The following is a 17322-nucleotide window of genomic DNA, read 5'->3' as shown; positions in this document are numbered from 1 at the left end:
ATGACGTTATGGCATGACGGGCCGTGAGGACCGGTTCGTGGTGGCGGTCAGGCGGCGCGGATGCGGGTGATGAAGTCATTGACCGATGCGCGCAGCTCATGGGCCTGGACGCCGAGGCTGCCGGCGGCCTGCAGCACGTCCGAGGCGGACCGGCCGGCCTCCTGCGACGCCTCGTTCACGCTGACGATGCTGCGCGACACTTCGGCGGTCCCCTGCGCGGCCTGCTGGACGTTGCGCGAGATCTCGCCGGTGGCCGCGGTCTGCTCCTCCACCGCCGACGCGATGGACGTGGCGATCTGGTTCACCTGCTGCACGGTGTCGGCGATGCCGCGGATGGCGCCGACCGCCCCCTGGGTTTCCTTCTGGATCGCCTGGATCTGGCCGGAGATCTCCTCCGTCGCCCGCGCGGTCTGGTTGGCGAGGCTCTTCACCTCCGATGCGACGACGGCGAAGCCCTTGCCGGCCTCGCCCGCCCGGGCCGCCTCGATGGTCGCGTTGAGCGCCAGCAGGTTGGTCTGGCTGGCGATTTCCTGGATCAGCTGCACGACGCTGCCGATCCGCTCTGCCGCCTGGGCGAGGCTTTCGACCGTCGTGTTGGTGCGTTGCGCCTCATCCACGGCGGAACGGCTGATGCGGGTGGCGGTTTCCAACTGGCGCGCGATCTCGCTGATCGAACTGGACAGTTGTTCCGCTGCCGACGCCACGGTCTGGACGTTGCACAGCGTCTGCTCGCTCGCCGCCGCCACGGAGGAGGCCTGCCGCGTGGTTTCCTCGGCGACCGACGACATGCCCTGGGCGTTGCCCTGAAGCTGGTTGGCGGCGGTCGACACCGCGCCCACCACACCCTGCACGCTGGCCTCGAAGCTGGTGGCGAGGTCGTTCATGGCGCGCGTCTTCTCGGCGGCGGCGCGCTGTTCGGCCACCCGCGCCTCCTCCTCCATCTGGCGGTTGCGGACCAGGTTCTGCTTGAAGATCTCGACCGTCCGCGCCATCGCCCCGACCTCGTCGCCGCGATCGCTGCCGTCGACGGTCACGGACGCATCGCCGCTCGCCAGCCGCCCCATGACCACCCCCAGCGCCCGGATCGGGCGGCCGATGCCGAACACCGCGATGACCACCGAAACGGCGCTACCCAGAGCGAGCATGACGGTGACGACCATGATCGACCGCCAAGTGGCGGTATCGGTTTCGTCGCTCAACCGGTCCGACGCTTTGCCGACTTCGACGTTCACGTCGTCCGACAGTTTGGCGGCGGTGTTGAAGGCCTCGACGATCAGCGGCCGCCCTTCCTTGCCGTAGAGCGCCATCGCCCCGGCGTGGTCGGCGTTTTCCTTCGCGGTGACGATCTCCGGGATGGCGCGCTTGACTGACGCCAGTATCTCGCTCATCCGGCTGACGGTGGCCCGGTGTTCCGGTTTGACGAGGCGCGTGATCTCGGCCTCGGATTCGGCGATCTTTGCCTGGATGCCCGACATCGTCTTGACCAGGGCCGGAACCCCGGACGGATCCTGCAGCAGCAGAAGGTTGTTCACCTGGCGCCCGAAATTGGCGACGTCACCACGCATCCGCTCGACGCTCTGGGCGAAGCGGACATCGGTGCTGATCAGGAGGGAATAGCTGTCATCGACCCTGTTCAGGGTGCTGCTCATGTACGCGAACAGCCCGACCGTGACAGCGCTGAGAAGGAACACAACGGAATAGATTTTCGGACCGACGCCAACACGTGCGAGCGGATTCATCGCGGTTCCTCATTCGATAAAATATCGCCAGAACTTGCATGTATTGGGGGATATACATGCAGTGTTCTTCTATCTAAGCGCGACAAGTCTATACGAAACCTTAACGGGAAAAATTTATCCAACAATGACTTTCTTCGATTTCAAAGGTTTTGTCAGGCCTTGCCACCACCTACCATGAGCTGACGGCTTGGCATTTTGATCTGCGTCAAGTTGTTGGGCGGTTGAGGGATATGGACTGCCGAAGTCACAGCGCTCTTCATGTCTGCTTCACCTGGGTGGTGGACACGCGGAACGCGAACGCCCCCGCACGACCGGTGCGGGGGCGTCGACGCAAGGCGTAGGATGAGGTCAGGCGGTCATCAGGTTGTTCAGCCGCTCGCGGGCGCGGCACAGCCGGGAGCGGATCGTGCCGATCGAGACGTTCAGCGTCTCCGCCGCCTCCTGGTAGGGACGTCCCTCGATGGCGACCAGCTTTACCACCTTGCGCTGGCTGGGGGTGAGGGAGGAAAAGGCGCGGTCGACGTCGCGGAAGACCAGCCGCGACATCTGCGCCGCGTCGACCGACATGGCGCCGTCCCACAACTCCACCTTGGTCACATGACGGTCGCGCTGCAGGTTGTTGAAGTGCAGATTCTTCAGCATGGTGGTCAGCCACGCCTGCATGTTGGTGCCGGGTTCGAAACGATGCTGCCGCGACAGAGCGCGGGCCAGACAGTCCTGCAACAGGTCCTCGGCCGCGTTGGCGTCACGGGTCAGCTTGCAGGCGTAGCGTTGCAGGTTCGGCATGCAGCGGATCAGTTCGTGTTCGAACGAGTACGCCATGGTTGTCCTTCCTCCGCGGTCTGTTGTGCGTCCGCTGTCCGCCACATCGGGGCTTGCGCCGCTGGTGGGCGCCGACAGGGACGTCGATGGTCGTTCCGGCGCACGGATGGATGCGCTGCCGGTTCATTGGGCTGCCGGTTCGATAGACGGACGGTGTCTTGCAGTCTGGCGGTGTCAGGCGGCCTGCGTGGCCCGGGTTCGGTTGCGCGTGGCCCGAACGCCGGCCGGCGGCCACCCGATCATCATGTTCCGGTCGCCGGCCCTGGCGGGGCGCTGCGGAACGATCCGGTCGGCGGTTGCGTCATGAAGGCGGTCCCGTTGTTGCCCGTCGTTGATCGTCTCGCGTTCTAAACGCAGCGCCCGGTGCCGATGTTCCACCACGGGATCGGGAAAGAGTGACATCGGTGGCAGATGGCGGCGATTCCGGTCACGCCTCCGCTTGCCGGGCTTACCCCGATCGATCGCACGGCGCCGACCGGCCGGCATGGCGCCATGGCCATCCTCAGGGAAGCGGTTTTTCCAACCGCAGCGCGGCCATGTCGTCCTCATAGTAGGCCGGGTAGGTGTCGAAGCAGCGGTAGCCGGCCGCGGTGTAGAGACCGATGGCGGCGGCGTTGTCCTGCCGCACCTCCAGCCGCATCGCCCGGCATCCATGGGCCGCCGCCGCGTCCTCCAACGCCGCCAGCAGGCGGCGGGCGACACCTTGCCCGCGGTGGGCGGGATCGACCGCGAAGGAGGTCAGCCGGGCCAGTCGCGTGCCGGCGTGGAAACCGACGACGCCGTAAGCGGCCGGGCACCCCTGGCAATCCGCCACGAGGACCACACCTTTCGCCTGTAGGATCGCGTACCGGAAATTGCGCCGCGTCATGCGGTCGGTCGGGAAGCACTGCTCCTCGATCGCCAGCAGGGCGGGAATGTCGGAGGCCTCGGCCGGGCGAAGGCCGGCGGATGCTGCATCGCAGTGGACAGGATCGATTTCGTGACGCATCGTTGACGGTCGAATGGGTGTGGAGGATTCCATCCTACTCCCTTTTCCCGCAGCAAAACGACGGTGCAGTCCGCTCAGGGAAAGCTTTGTTTAACCAAGAACCTCGACACTGACCCGCAAGTTTGGAGCGCCGTCCTTCCAGCCGCCCGCTCCCGTTGGCCTTTCAAGCAGAAAGTCAGGACATGGACGCTCGGTACAAATCGCGTGACATCGAACGCCGCAGTCTGGATGTGGACGGCCTAAAACGGTCCTTTCTGGAATGGCTGGTCTATTCGGTCGGCAAGGATGCCCGGGCCGCGACACGGCGTGACTGGTTCCACACCGTGGCGCTGGCGGTGCGCGACCGTGTCGTCGACCGCTGGATGGATACGACGCGCAGCTATTATCAGGAAGACGCCAAGCGGGTTTACTACCTGTCGCTGGAATTCCTGATCGGCCGCCTCCTGACCAACAGCCTGTCGAACCTGGGCATCATGGACGAATGCCGGCAGGCGCTCGACCGGCTGGGCCTGTCGATGGACGACGTCGTCGACTCCGAGCCCGATGCGGCGCTGGGCAACGGCGGCCTTGGCCGCCTGGCCGCCTGCTTCCTGGACAGCATGGCGTCGCAGGGGCTGCCCGGCTACGGCTATGGCATCCGTTACGAGTTCGGCCTGTTCGAGCAGCGGTTCGAGAATGGCTGGCAGGTCGAATACCCCGAACAGTGGCTGCAGTTCGGCAACCCCTGGGAATTCGCCCGGCCGGAGGTGCTGTACCCGGTCCAGTTCTACGGCCGCGTCGAGGAGTTCCGCGACAGCGTCGGCGAGCGCGCCTACCGCTGGGTCGACGCCGACCGCGTGCTGGCGATGGCCTACGACACGCCGGTGGTCGGCTATGGCGGCGACACCATCAACACGTTGCGCCTGTGGTCGGCGCGCGCCACGCGCGACTTCAACTTCGGCCACTTCAACGACGGCGCCTACATGAAGGCGGTCGAGCAGAAGATCCTGTCGGAAAACCTCAGCCGCGTCCTCTATCCCAACGACGCGACCGAGACCGGCAAGGAGCTGCGGCTGAAGCAGGAGTATTTCTTCACCTCGGCCTCGCTGCAGGACATCCTGCGCCGCTACCTCCAGCACCACACCAGCTTCGACAACCTGCCCAACAAGGCGGCGATCCAGCTGAACGACACCCACCCGGCGATCGGCATCGCCGAGCTGATGCGCCTGCTGGTCGACCAGCACGCCCTGCGCTGGGACAACGCGTGGGACATCACCCGCGCCACCTTCGCCTACACCAACCACACCCTGCTGCCCGAGGCGCTGGAAGCCTGGCCGGTGCGGATGATCGAGCGGGTGCTGCCGCGCCACATGCAGATCATCTACGAGATCAACGCCAAGTTCCTGAACCGGACCAAGGCGCGGGCCGACGGCGACAACGCCCGCCTGTCGCAGCTCTCGCTGATCGACGAGCGGGGCGAGCGGCGGGTGCGCATGGGCAACCTGGCCTTCCTCGGCTCGCACAAGGTCAACGGCGTGTCGGCCCTGCACACCGAGTTGATGAAGCAGACCGTCTTCGCCGACTTCCACCAGGAATTCCCCGACCGCATCACCAACAAGACCAACGGCATCACCCCGCGCCGCTGGCTGAAGCAGGCCAACCCGGCCCTGTCGGAGCTGATCACCACCCGCATCGGCACCGGCTGGATCTCCGACCTGTCGCAGATCTCGGCGCTGGTCGAGAAGGCCGACGACGTGGTGTTCCGCGAGGAGTTCCGCCGGGCCAAGCGCAAGAACAAGAAGCGGCTGGCCGCCTACATCACCCGCCAGACCGGCGAGGAGGTGCTGGTCGACAGCATCTTCGACGTCCAGGTCAAGCGCATGCACGAGTACAAGCGCCAGCTCCTGAACGTGCTGCACACCATCGCGCTCTACAACGAGATGCGCGACAACCCGACCGTCAGCTGGGTGCCGGTCACCAAGATCTTCGCCGGCAAGGCGGCGCCGTCCTACCACATGGCCAAGCTGATCATCAAACTGATCAACGACGTCGCCAAGGTGGTGAACCACGACCCGTCGGTGCACGACAACCTGAAGGTCGTGCTGCTGCCGAACTACAACGTCACCGCGGCGGAGATCATCATCCCGGCCGCCGACCTGTCGGAGCAGATCTCGACCGCCGGCATGGAGGCGTCGGGCACCGGCAACATGAAGCTGGCGCTGAACGGCGCGCTCACCATCGGCACGCTGGACGGCGCCAACGTTGAAATCCGCGAGCATGTCGGCGCCGACAACATCTTCATCTTCGGCATGACCGCGGACGAGGTGAACGACCTGCGGGCCAGCGGCGGCTTCAACCCGCGCGAGGTCATCGCGTCGAACCCCAGCCTGAAGCGGGCGCTCGACATGATCTCCACCGGCGCCTTCTCGCCGGACGACCGCAACCGCTACCACCCCATCGTCCAGGCGCTGACCGACGGCGGCGACCATTTCTTGGTGACGGCCGACTTTGCCGACTATTGCCGGGCCCAGGACGCCGCGATGGAGCTGTACCGCGATCCGGAGGAATGGACCCGCAAGGCGATCCTGAACACCGCCAACATGGGCTGGTTCTCGTCCGACCGTACGGTCAACGAGTACGCCCAGGAGATCTGGGACGTACACCCGGTGCACCCGAACCACGACGGCGAAGGGTTCCGGTAACATCGGATCGGGCGAATGCGCAGGCGCTTTACAAAGCCTGCGCATTCGGATAAGACAGCCACCATGAACCGCAAGGCCATCACCACCACCACGACTAAAAAAGCGACTCGCTTCGGCGGGCTGCTGCGTGGTGCGTGCTGATCGGATCGACCAGCGTTTCTTCCACGAGGCAGGCCCCGCCGGACATCGGACGGGGCCTCGTCGTATCCGGGGTCCGCTGTCCGAACGACCGATAGGCCGGTCCGATCAACAGTGCGATAGACAGGACGGAACCCCGACATGAGCAGCAACAACGCCTCCGCCTCTTCCAAGTCCCTCCGCGTCGCCGTGGTCGGTGCCACCGGCGCCGTCGGCCGCGAGATGGTCAAGGTCCTTCACGACCGCAAGTTCCCGGTCGGCGAACTGGGCCTGTTCGCTTCCGAGCGTTCGGCCGGCAAGGTGCAGGACACTCCCTATGGCGCGCTGACGCTGACCGCCTTCGACGCGAACCTCGTCAAGGGCTACGACGTCGTGCTGCTGGCGGTGTCGGGCGACTTCGCCAAGGCGCACGCCAAGGATCTGGCCTCGGCCGGGGCGCTGGTGATCGACAACAGCTCGGCCTTCCGCTACGACGCCGACATCCCGCTGATCGTGCCGGAGATCAACGCCCACGTCTTCCGCGCCGCCTACGCCGCCGGCGCCCGCCTGATCGCCAACCCGAACTGCACCACTGCCATCGCCGTCGTGGCGCTGGGGCCGCTGCACAAGGCGTTCGGCATCAAGCGCGCCATCGTCTCCACCTATCAGGCGACCAGCGGCGCCGGTGCCGAGGGCATGGCCGAGCTCGAGGAGCAGACCCGCAACCAGCTCGACGGCAAGCCGGTCACCAACAGCGTCTTCCGCCACCCGATCCCCTTCAACCTGATCCCCCAGATCGACGCCTTCCAGGAGAACGGCTACACGAAGGAGGAGATGAAGGTCACCTGGGAGACGCGGAAGATCCTGGAGCTCGACGATCTGGCGCTGAGCTGCACCGCGGTGCGCATCCCGACCTACCGCGCGCATTCGGAGGCGATCACGCTGGAGACGATCCAGCCGGTCACGCCCGACGCCGCCCGCGCCGTGCTGGCCGATGCCCCCGGCGTCAAGCTGGTGGATGATCCCGCCAACGGCGTCTACCCGATGCCGCTGAACGCCACCGGCCAGTACGATGTCGAGGTCGGCCGCATCCGCACCAACTTGGTGTTCGGCGACCATGGCCTGGACCTGTTCGTCTGCGGCGACCAGCTGCTGAAGGGCGCGGCGCTGAACGCGGTGCAGATCGCCGAACTGGCGCTGTAACCGGGGCGGAGGCAAGGCTCTGGAATCCTAGGGCCTGCACTGCTATGTAATGCGACGGGGGCCGATGGGCGTGTTTCGCCTGTCGGCCCTTTCGCCGTTCGCACCTCGTCACGCCTCAGTCACGGAATATCGCGCATGTCCGAACTTCAGGACGCCGTCTCCCGCCGTCGGACCTTTGCCATCATCGCGCACCCCGACGCCGGTAAGACCACGCTCACGGAAAAGCTGCTGCTGTTCGGCGGTGCCATCCAGATGGCCGGCGCCGTCAAGGCGCGCGGCGAGCAGCGGCGCGCCAAGTCGGACTGGATGAAGGTGGAGCGCGAGCGCGGAATCTCGGTGACCGCCTCGGTCATGACCTTCGATTTCGACGGCCGCACCTTCAACCTGCTCGACACGCCGGGCCACGAGGACTTTTCGGAGGACACCTACCGCACGCTGACCGCGGTCGACAGCGCGGTGATGGTGATCGACGGCGCGAAGGGCATCGAGGCGCAGACGCTGAAGCTGTTCGAGGTCTGCCGTCTGCGCGACGTGCCGATCATGACCTTCTGCAACAAGATGGACCGCGAGGCCCGCGACCCGTTCGACCTGATTTCGGAGATCGAGAGCGCGCTGGCGCTGGAGGTCACCCCGGCGAGCTGGCCGATCGGCATGGGCCGCGACTTCCTCGGCTGCTACGACCTGATCCGCGACCGGCTGGTCCTGATGGACCGCAGCAAGGGCGACGAGATCGACGCCGGCATCGAGTGCAACGGCCTGGACGATCCCAAGCTGGACGAGCTGCTGCCGGCTCACGCCGTCGCCAAGCTGCGCGAAGAGGTGGAGATGGCGCGCGGGCTGATGCCGGCCTTCGACCTGGAGTCCTACCGCGCCGGCCACCTGACGCCGATCTATTTCGGCTCCGCCATCAACAATTTCGGCGTTCGCGAGCTGCTGTCCGGCTTGGCGGAGAACGCGCCGCCGCCGCGCCCGCAGCCGGCCGACCCACGCACCGTCCAGCCGGACGAGGACAAGGTCACCGGCTTCGTGTTCAAGGTCCAGGCCAACATGGACCCCAACCACCGCGACCGCATCGCCTTCGTCCGCCTCTGCTCCGGCCGCTACAAGCGCGGCGCCAAGCTGAAGCACATCCGCTCCGGCAAGCTGATGGCGGTGAACAACGCCGTGCTGTTCCTCGCCCGCGACCGCGAGGTGGCGGAAGAGGCGTGGCCGGGCGACATCATGGGCATCCCCAACCACGGCAGTTTGCGCATCGGCGACACGCTGACGGAGGGCGAGGATCTGCGCTTCACCGGCGTGCCGAGCTTCGCGCCGGAGCTGTTGCAGCGCGTGCGGCCCGACGACCCGATGCGCGTCAAGCACCTGCGCAAGGCGCTGGAGCATTTCGCGGAGGAGGGCGCCTCGCAGGTGTTCAAGCCGCTGACCGGCGCCGACTGGGTGGTCGGCGTGGTCGGTCCGCTCCAGTTCGAAGTGCTGGCCGCCCGCATCGAGGCGGAATACGGCATCGCCGCCCGCTTCGAAGGGGCCGGATTGGACGCCGCCCGCTGGATCGAGACCGACGACAAGGTCCAGCTGGAGAAATTCATCGAGCTGAACCGGTCGGCGCTGGCCGAGGACCATGACGGCGCCCTGGTGTTCCTGGCCCGCAACGCCTGGCACCTGAACCGTTCGCAGGAAGACTTTCCCGCCCTGCGCTTCCTCAAGACGCGCGAGCAGAACCGCAAGGTCCACACCGCGGCGTGACGCCGCGGTGTCCATGGCGTTCGGCCGGCGTCACCCCGTCGGCCGGGCCGCTCCCCGCACGCGGCGGTTTGTTTCGGAAACACGTTGTCTCAATGGACCGGACGGATGGCGTCTTGACGGCGTTCGTTCGGTGTCCGAACGTGTGCCAACGGGTTATGGTTTCGACGCTTAATCATCAGCATCCGGCGAACGGGTAGGGTCGGAAGGGGGCGGTCATGGCGTTGGGATTAGACGAGCTTCTGGACACGAGCGGATTCATTCCGCATGGCGTCTGCCTGCTGTGGCGTCCCGACATTTTGGCGCTCCATGTCGGCTCCGACATCCTCATCGGCCTGTCGTATTTTTCGATCCCGCTGGCGCTGATCTATTTCGTCCAGCGCCGGCGCGACCTCGCCTTCGGCTGGGTGGCGCAGCTCTTCGCCCTGTTCATCGTCGCCTGCGGCAGCACCCATTTCCTCAGCGTCTGGACGCTGTGGAGCGCGGATTACGTCGTGGAAGGGGTGGTGAAGCTGATCACCGCCTTCGCCTCGCTCGCCACCGCGGCGGCGCTGTGGTGGCTGATGCCGCGCCTGCTGGCTCTGCCCAGCCCGGCACAGCTGGAACGCAGCAACGCCGCGCTGGAACGCGAGATCGCCGTCCGCCGGCAGATGGAACTGCGCTATTCCAGCTTCTTCAACAATCTGGCGGAGGCGCTGTTCATCGTCGAGGTTCGCCCCGACGGGCAGTTCGTCTACGAGGCGATCAACCCGGCGCTGGCGCGCGCGACCGGGCTGGACGCCGAACGGCTGCGCGGCCAGCCGGTGGACGATGCGCTGTCGCCGGAGGTCGCGTCGGCGGTGCTCAGCCGCTACGTCCAGTGCCGTGATGGTGGCGACAGCATCGATTACGAGGAAACGCTGTCCCTGCCGGTGGGCGAGCGGGTGTTCCACACCATGCTGGTGCCGGTGAAGGACGCCGACGGTCGCGTGATCCAGATCCTGGGCAGCGGCCGCGACGTCACCGAACGCAAGCGCCTGCAGGAGGAGATGGTCCAGACCTCCAAGCTGGCCACCCTGGGCACGCTGGCCGCGGGCATGGCGCACGAGATGAGCCAGCCGCTGAACGTCATCCGCCTGTGGACCGAGAACACGCTGACCCGCCTGCGCGAGGGGGTCGCCGACGCCGCCCGCACCGAACGCGCCCTGTCGCTGGTGATCGAGCAGACCGAGCGGATGGCCAAGCTGATCGACCATGTCCGCGCCTTCGGCCGGCGCGACGGTGGCGGCACCCAGCTCTTCCTCCCCGGCGACAGCGTCCACAACGCCATCGATCTGGTGCGGCACCAGTATTCGTTGGAAAATATCGAGATCACCACGACATCGACGACGTCAGGACTGCCGGTGAGCGGACGCCCCCTTGAATTGGAGCAGGTCGTCCTCAACCTCTTTTCGAACGCGCGCGACGCGATCAACGCGCAGCGTGCGGCCGGTCGGACGTCGGGACGGATCATGGTGGCGGTCGTGGATGACATCGACACACACAGCACGGTCATCCAGGTGACCGATGACGGCGGCGGGATCGCCCCCGCGGTGCTGCCGCAGATCTTCGATCCCTTCTTCACCACGAAGGAGGTCGGCAAGGGTTCCGGCCTCGGCCTGTCGATCGGCTACGGCATCATCGACCGCATGGGCGGCCGGATCGAGCCCCACAACATCGACCTCGGCGGCGGGCGCCGCGGCGTCCGCTTCACCATCACCCTGCCGAGCCAGCCGGTGCCCTCACGCGATTGGGAGTTGTCGCATGCCTGAGCCGTTCCACATCCTGATTGCCGAAGACGAGGTGCTGGCGGCCATGGCTCTGGAGGATTTCCTGACCTTCAGGGGGTTCCGCGTCAGCGTCGCCGCCAACGGCGTCGAGGCGATGGAACGGCTGGCGCGCGATCCGGCGGATGCGCTGGTCACCGACCTGCGCATGCCGAAGATGGACGGGCACGCGCTGATCCGTGCGGTGCGGGAGCAGGACAACAACCTGCCGGTGGTGGTGATGACCGGCTATCTCACCCAGGACAGCGACCTGACGCACGAGCGCTGGAAGCCGCTGGAGATCTTCAGCAAGCCGGTGAATCCGCGGACGATCTACGAAACCTTGCAGCGGATGCTGGGGCCGGTACCGGAACCGCAGGACGCCTGATCAGTCCTCCAGCGGCTCCACGTCGACGCTGACCGTCAGCCCGTGGCCGGCCCCGCCGACCAGCACGCCGCGGGCCGGGCTGACGTCGTCGTAGTCGCGGCCCCAGGCCACGGTGATGAAGTCGCGGTTCACGACGCAGGCGTTGGTCGGGCAGATGTCGAGCCAGCCGCCCGGGATGCCGCTCTGGACGCTGCTGCCGGTGTTGCCGCACCAGATCGACGCCCAGGCGTGGCTGACGTCGGCGCCGACCAGCCGGGGCCGACCCGGCGGCGGCAGGGTGCGCAGATAACCCGACACGTAGCGCGCCGGCAGGCCGATGGCGCGGGCGCAGCCGGCGGCGATGTGGGCGAAATCCTGGCAGACGCCGCGGCGCTTGCGCATCACCTCCGCCATCGGCGTGGCAATCGTCGTCGCCGTGGGATCGAAGGCGAAGTCGGCGTTGATCCGGTTCATCAGGTCGATGCAGGCCGCCATCACCGGACGGCCGGCGGTGAAGCTGGCGCGGGCGTAGTCCAGCAGCTCCGGGCTCGACACCACCAGCGCGCTGTCGAAGCAGTATTGCGTGATCTCCGCCCCGTCGTCGGGGCCCGACAGGGCGCGCAGGCTGTCGCGCACCTGCTCCCAGGGCCGCGAGTCGTCGGGCGCCAGCGGCGGGGCGTCGAACACCTCCACCTCGCTCTCCGCGACGACGGAAAAGCCGCGGTGCGGCTCCTGCACCGCGACGTAGGTGACGGTGTTGCCGAAATAGTCGATGCGCTGGCTGCGCACCGCCGGAACCGGGTCGATCGTCAACTGGCTGCGCCGGATGCGCTGGCGCGGGTGCGGCCGGGCGGTCAGGTGCAGCAGATGGTGGGAAATCGGCACGTCCTCGCCATAGTCGTATTCGGTGGCGTGGCGCACGCGGTAGCGCATCGAGGTGTCGGCGGGGGACGTCATCGGGTCAGGCCGATCGGGCGAAGGCATGGCTGAAATACGCGTGTGCGAGGAAGTTGGACACGTCGGGGAGCGACATCGCCAGCGTGTCGAGCAGGGCGCGCACCGTCTCGCTGGAGGCCAGCCCTTCGGTCCGGCCCAGGCTGGCGCGGGCGGCGGCGATGATGGACAGCGCACCGCCGGTCGGGTCGGCGCCGCTGCCGGCGCCCTGGTTGGGCAGGGCGCGCATGTGGGCTTCCAGCGCCGCCAGTTGGAAGGCCAGCGCCCGCGGGTTCGCCTCTTCCGCCAGCAGCAGTTCCAGCACCGAGGTGCGCTGCACGCTGGTCAGGTGGCGGGCGCGGTAGGTCATGACGCTCTCGCCCAGTTCCAGCAGGACCGACAGGGTCGCGGCCTGCGCCGGCTCCTCCAGCCGGTCGAGGTCGACGACATGGATACCGCGCATCACTGCCACCATGTGCAGCGCCCGTTCGATGCGCCGGCCGATGTCGAGGAAGCGCCAGCCGGCGCCGCGCGTCATGCTCTCCTGCTCCAGGCCGGAGAAGGCGGCGAGGCCGATCATCACGTCGTCCAGCCGCAGCAGCAGCGCCGCGGCGTCGAACCGGGTCTTGGGCGGCCGGGTCTGGCGGTCGATCGCCGACACCACCCGCCACATGTCCATCGATAGGCGGTCGCGCACCGAATAGGCGGTGCGGTGCAGGCGCAGCACCTGGGACCGCAGGCTGTTGGGGTGCTCCGGGTCGGTGACGGCGGCGTGCAGCGCCTCGCGCAGGCCGCGGTTGGCCCCGGATTCGGTGATGCGCGCCATCTCCGCCGGGATCATGCCGAGCGCCGCCAGCAGCTCCAGCAGCGGCCGCACCTGGGCGCCGGCGCCGGGCGTGTTGCTGTCGATCAGGCGGCTCTGCGTCGCGCGCAGCAGGCGCAAGGCGCCCTCCGCCCGCTCGGCGTAGCGGCCGAGCCAGTAGAGCCCGTCGGCGACCCGGCTCGGCAGGTCGTTGGCCGAGGTGCGGATGCCGGCGGCGGACGGCTCGTTGGCCAGCGCCAGACGCGGCTGCGACGTCGCGACGTCGGCGCGGCGCGGCGCCAGGATCCAGGTGTCCTTGCTGCCGCCGCCGCTCTGCATCGACACCACCAGCCGGCCCGGTTCGCTCGACACCCGGGTCAGGCCGCCGGGCATCACGGCGTAGCCGCCGCTGGGCGTGGCGCACAGGAAGACGCGCAGCACCAGCGGGCGCGGCTGCAAGCGACCGTCCTGCCAGACCGGCGCGGTGGACAGCGCCATCTGCTCCTGCGCCACGAAGTACCAGGGCCGGCGCTTGATCCGCTCGATCAGCGCCGACCGCTCGGCGGCGGAGAGCTGGGCACCGAAGATCGGCTCGAAGGACAGGGACGGGAAGGCCGGCTTGACCACCAGCCCGTCGAGATGGTCGATGACGTAGGCGCGCTCGGCGTCGTTGCCGCACCACCAGCTGGCGACGCCGGGCAGCCGCAGCTCCTCGCCCAGCAGATGGCGGCACAGGGTCGGCAGCGACGACTTCATCGCCATCGATTCCATCAGGCCGGAGCCGAGCGCGTTGGCCATCACCACGTTGCCGGCGCGCACCGCCTCGATCAGGCCGGCGACGCCCAGCGAGCTGTCGGCCCGCAGTTCCAGCGGATCGGCGAAGTCGGCGTCGAGCCGGCGCAGGATCACATCGACCGGCTCCAGCCCCGACAGCGTCTTCAGGAAGACCTGCCGGTCGCGCACCGTCAGGTCGGCGCCCTCGACCAGCGTGATACCGAGGTAGCGGGCGAGATAGACGTGCTCGAAATAGGTCTCGTTGTAGGGGCCGGGCGTCAGCAGGACGACGCGCGGGGTGCCGCCGGCGCCGTTCGGCCGCTGGGCCAGCGACAGCAGCGTCTCCTTGAAGGTGTCGAAGAAGCCGGTCAGCCGCTCCACTTGGCAATGGCGGAAGCTGTCGGGCAGCACCTTGGCGATCACCGCACGGTTTTCCAGCGCGTAGCCGCTGCCGCTCGGTGCCTGGGTGCGGTCGGACAGGACCCACCAGCGCCCGTCCGGCGCGCGGGCGAGGTCGACGGCGTAGAAATGCAGATGCACGTCGTTCGGCACGCGGATGCCGTGGACGGCGCGGCGGAACCCCGGATCGGCGTGGATCACCGACGGCGGCAGGCGACCGTAGCGGGTCAGCGTCTGCGGGCCGTAGAGGTCGGTCAGGATCGCGTTCAGCAGCGACGCCCGCTGGATCAGCCCCGATTCGATGGCCTTCCATTCGTGCGACGGCAGCAGCAGCGGCATCATGTCGAGCGGCCACGGCCGCTCCATGCCGTTGGGGTCGCCATAGATGTTGTAGGTGACGCCGTTCTGGTGCAGCAGGCGCCGCGCCTCCTCCCACCGCTCGGCCATCTGACCGGCGTCGAGCGGGCCCAGCGTGCTCATGAAGGTCTGCCAGTGCGGCCGCAGCCGACCCTGGCCGGTCACCATCTCGTCATAGACCTGGCCGGAACCGTAGCCGATGGCGTCGGCCTCGCCGAACAGCGATCCCTGGGTGAACGGCACCGGCGGTATCCCGGGCAGGGATGCGGACGCCGGCGGACGGAAGGGGGGATCGAACTGGGACAAGGTCGGGTTGATGCTTTTTGCCTATGAACAGAGCAGCAGTCTGAACGTCCCCGCCCGGCGATGCAAGGTTGGCGACCGGCGGAACCATCCGAAAGAGGAAAGATTCCAGGCCGATCATGTCGCTAGGCCAAGCTTTCCGGAAACCGCGCCGGCAGGTCGGGCCGACACGAAAAACCGGAGCGCCGCGCGGGGGCGACGCTCCGGCCTGTCAAGGCAGACGGGTGACCGTGGCGGGTCAGAGCGTCTTCAGATACTCAAGCAGCTGCCAACGCTGGGCGTCGGTCAGCCCGGCGCCGAACTCGTGGCCGGTGTTGCGGTTGCCGGGCTTGCTGGTGTCGTAGACGAAGGTCGCGGCGGGCGAGGCGGAATCCACGCCGACCTTCACCGGGTCGATCGCGGTGCTGCCCATGCGGAAGGCCGCCGATCGCTGCGACGCCGGCAGCAGCATCTCGTACAGGTTGGGGACCGAGCCGTTGTGCATGTAGGGCGCCGTCGCCCAGACGCCGTCCAGCGGACGCGCCTTGTAGGCCATCAGCTCCTTGATCTTGGCGGCCAGCGCCTCGTCGGCGGAGGTCGCCGTCTTGGTGGCCGTCGTCTTCGAGGAGACGGTCGGCTGGGCCTTCGCCAGGGCGCTGACGGTCCGGTTGCCCGCCGGAACCGCGCCGACGGTCGGCTTCACCTGACCGCGGCCGGTCAGGGCGGCGATAACCTTCTGATGGTCGGCGGTGCCCTTGACGCCCGGCTTGACGAGCGGGGTGGTGTCGAGGGTGCCGCCCTTGGTCTGCGACTCCGGCGCCCATCCGGCGGGGGCGGAGGCGGTGAGCCACGGCGCGGGAGCGTCGTCGCCCTTCAGCAGGGCCATCAGCAGCTTCGGTTCGCGCACCAGATCGCCGAAGACCGCGCCGATCACCGCGTTCGACAGCAGGTTCGCCGCCAGATCCGGGTTCTTCAGCGGCGTGCCGCCCAGCAGTTGCGGCGGCATCGCGACGTTGGCGATGGCGCCGGTGTCGACGGTGCGGCACAGCGCGTCGACCGCCATCTTGGGATCGGCGCCGTAGTTGATGGAGATCGACTTGTCGGCGACGGCGGCGTCGACGCCCTTGGTGCAGATGGTGTTGAAGGCCGCGAGCACCGCCGCGGCGTTGTCCGGCTGCGCCCAGTCGAACAGCGACACCATCTTGATCGGCGCCGTGCTGTAGGTCTCGCCGCGCGGCAGGATGGCGTGGCAGCTCTCGCAATTGTCCTTGTAGAGCGTCTCGCCGGCCGCCGCCTTGACGATGTCGACGCTGCCGGCGAGGCTGTCGGGCCACACCGGCGACCGCAACTTGCGCAGCTGGTTTTCCATGTCGACCAGATTGGTGCCGCGGACGGTCGAGGCGTAGTAGTAATGCGCGGCGTCGGCCGGCGGCTTCAGCGTCACCTTGCCGAACACGCCCAGCACCTCGCCGGCGTTGCGGCCCAGCGCGTCGAACGCGGTCGTGTTGGGCAGCAGGCCGTTCCACTGCACCTTCGGCTGGTGCGGCGCGTCCCACAGGTAGGGGTAGCTGACCGGGGCGTTCGGCGGGCGGTTGTTCTTCGGGATGTTCAGGTCGATGACCGACACCCGGTTGAAGATCATGCCGAAGGCGTCGGTGCGCATCGACCCCCACGGCGTGTCGGGGGTGCTGTCCTTGACGAAGGTGGCAAAGGACTGGTCGAACGCCTTCAGCCCGTTGTACAGCGCCAGCTTCTGCTGGTCGGTCGCGGTCGCGCCGAGCACCCGGGTGGCGAAGGGCTGGAACGCCGCGTCGCTGGTCACCGTGGCGTGGACGGCGGCGCTGAGCCCGCTGATGAACCCGTACAGGTCGCCGGTGGTGACCGCGCCGTCGATGCGCATGGTCTTGCCGTTGACCGTCACGTCGCCGGTGTGGCAGGCGGCGCAGGTCATGCCGAACCATTCGGTCTTGTCCGGATCGGTGTCCTTGACGAAGCCGACCGGCAACAGGTTCGGGTTCCAACCGCTGGCGGTGCCGGCGGCGTAGCCGTAGCGGGGGATGCTCTTGACGAAGGGCTGCCCGGTCTGCGGATCCTCCAACGCCATGAACCAGTCATAGCGCATGATCTGCGAGCCCTGGGTGGTGTTGTAGTACCACTGGCGGGCGTCGTCGGACCAGCCCTGGTCCAGGTACCACAGGCCGTTGATCTCGACCGGCGGCTTGACCGGCACCGGACGCGGCGGCTGCGGCGGTTCGGCACAGGCGCTCAGCAGCAGCGCGGCCGCCCCCAGGGTCGCGTAAACGGACAGCTTCATTCTGGATATACCCCCACTCT

The 17322-nt window shown here is 67.7% G+C and carries 11 protein-coding genes; 5 read left to right on the top strand and 6 right to left on the bottom strand.

From position 1 onward, the window contains the following. Positions 1 to 47: 47 nt before the first annotated feature. The 3 genes from TSO352_RS17540 to TSO352_RS17525 form a co-directional block, all read right to left on the bottom strand. Complete coding sequence (locus tag TSO352_RS17540) at positions 48 to 1649, bottom strand: methyl-accepting chemotaxis protein (RefSeq protein WP_247872223.1); 1602 nt, start codon at positions 1647 to 1649, stop codon at positions 48 to 50. Between the two features lie 438 nt (positions 1650 to 2087). Further along, positions 2088 to 2561 carry a sigma-70 family RNA polymerase sigma factor gene (locus tag TSO352_RS17535; RefSeq protein WP_109108603.1) on the bottom strand — a complete coding sequence of 158 codons (474 nt, stop codon included), beginning with the start codon at positions 2559 to 2561 and terminating at the stop codon, positions 2088 to 2090. A 502-nt stretch (positions 2562 to 3063) separates the two neighbouring features. Continuing rightward, positions 3064 to 3549 carry an N-acetyltransferase gene (locus tag TSO352_RS17525; protein ID WP_247872222.1) on the bottom strand — a complete coding sequence of 162 codons (486 nt, stop codon included), beginning with the start codon at positions 3547 to 3549 and terminating at the stop codon, positions 3064 to 3066. Positions 3550 to 3731: 182 nt separating this feature from the next. Here TSO352_RS17525 and TSO352_RS17520 point away from each other — a divergent pair, with 182 nt between their 5' ends. From TSO352_RS17520 to TSO352_RS17500, 5 genes are all read left to right on the top strand, one after another. Continuing rightward, complete coding sequence (locus TSO352_RS17520) at positions 3732 to 6230, top strand: glycogen/starch/alpha-glucan phosphorylase (RefSeq protein WP_109108600.1); 2499 nt, start codon at positions 3732 to 3734, stop codon at positions 6228 to 6230. 279 nt (positions 6231 to 6509) lie between these two features. Continuing rightward, positions 6510 to 7550, top strand: a complete 1041-nt coding sequence (locus tag TSO352_RS17515) for an aspartate-semialdehyde dehydrogenase (RefSeq protein ID WP_109108599.1) — start codon at positions 6510 to 6512, stop codon at positions 7548 to 7550. 135 nt (positions 7551 to 7685) lie between these two features. Continuing rightward, positions 7686 to 9293: a peptide chain release factor 3 gene (locus TSO352_RS17510; protein ID WP_109108598.1), complete on the top strand. Its 1608-nt coding sequence runs from the start codon at positions 7686 to 7688 to the stop codon at positions 9291 to 9293. Between the two features lie 215 nt (positions 9294 to 9508). Continuing rightward, positions 9509 to 11080: an ATP-binding protein gene (locus tag TSO352_RS17505; protein ID WP_109108597.1), complete on the top strand. Its 1572-nt coding sequence runs from the start codon at positions 9509 to 9511 to the stop codon at positions 11078 to 11080. Further along, positions 11073 to 11462, top strand: a complete 390-nt coding sequence (locus tag TSO352_RS17500) for a response regulator (protein ID WP_109108596.1) — start codon at positions 11073 to 11075, stop codon at positions 11460 to 11462. Before TSO352_RS17505 ends, TSO352_RS17500 begins: the two co-directional genes overlap by 8 nt. Here the strand turns inward: TSO352_RS17500 and TSO352_RS17495 are convergent, their stop codons facing one another. The 3 genes from TSO352_RS17495 to TSO352_RS17485 all read right to left on the bottom strand — a co-directional run bounded on the left by TSO352_RS17495 (position 11463) and on the right by TSO352_RS17485 (position 17302). Then, entirely contained in the window at positions 11463 to 12398 is a 936-nt protein-coding gene (locus tag TSO352_RS17495; protein WP_247872221.1) for a transglutaminase family protein, read from the bottom strand. Positions 12399 to 12402: 4 nt separating this feature from the next. Next, a complete protein-coding gene (locus tag TSO352_RS17490; protein ID WP_247872220.1) occupies positions 12403 to 14949 on the bottom strand; it encodes a circularly permuted type 2 ATP-grasp protein in 2547 nt (848 codons plus the stop codon). 298 nt (positions 14950 to 15247) lie between these two features. After that, positions 15248 to 17302: a di-heme-cytochrome C peroxidase gene (locus TSO352_RS17485; protein WP_109108595.1), complete on the bottom strand. Its 2055-nt coding sequence runs from the start codon at positions 17300 to 17302 to the stop codon at positions 15248 to 15250. Positions 17303 to 17322: the final 20 nt, after the last annotated feature.

The organism is Azospirillum sp. TSO35-2, assembly GCF_003116095.1.
Lineage (GTDB): Bacteria > Pseudomonadota > Alphaproteobacteria > Azospirillales > Azospirillaceae > Azospirillum.
The sequence above is the reverse complement of the archived record's forward strand: the minus strand, read 5'-3'. Positions and strand labels throughout refer to the sequence as shown.

What these genes read in the sequence shown, in the direction of transcription:
- TSO352_RS17540 (WP_247872223.1), bottom strand. Translation starts at nt 1,649, where the DNA reads ATGAGCAGCACCCTGAACAGGGTCGATGACAGCTATTCCCTCCTGATC.
- TSO352_RS17535 (WP_109108603.1), bottom strand. Translation starts at nt 2,561, where the DNA reads ATGGCGTACTCGTTCGAACACGAACTGATCCGCTGCATGCCGAACCTG.
- TSO352_RS17525 (WP_247872222.1), bottom strand. Translation starts at nt 3,549, where the DNA reads ATGCGTCACGAAATCGATCCTGTCCACTGCGATGCAGCATCCGCCGGC.
- TSO352_RS17520 (WP_109108600.1), top strand. Translation starts at nt 3,732, where the DNA reads ATGGACGCTCGGTACAAATCGCGTGACATCGAACGCCGCAGTCTGGAT.
- TSO352_RS17515 (WP_109108599.1), top strand. Translation starts at nt 6,510, where the DNA reads ATGAGCAGCAACAACGCCTCCGCCTCTTCCAAGTCCCTCCGCGTCGCC.
- TSO352_RS17510 (WP_109108598.1), top strand. Translation starts at nt 7,686, where the DNA reads ATGTCCGAACTTCAGGACGCCGTCTCCCGCCGTCGGACCTTTGCCATC.
- TSO352_RS17505 (WP_109108597.1), top strand. Translation starts at nt 9,509, where the DNA reads ATGGCGTTGGGATTAGACGAGCTTCTGGACACGAGCGGATTCATTCCG.
- TSO352_RS17500 (WP_109108596.1), top strand. Translation starts at nt 11,073, where the DNA reads ATGCCTGAGCCGTTCCACATCCTGATTGCCGAAGACGAGGTGCTGGCG.
- TSO352_RS17495 (WP_247872221.1), bottom strand. Translation starts at nt 12,398, where the DNA reads ATGACGTCCCCCGCCGACACCTCGATGCGCTACCGCGTGCGCCACGCC.
- TSO352_RS17485 (WP_109108595.1), bottom strand. Translation starts at nt 17,302, where the DNA reads ATGAAGCTGTCCGTTTACGCGACCCTGGGGGCGGCCGCGCTGCTGCTG.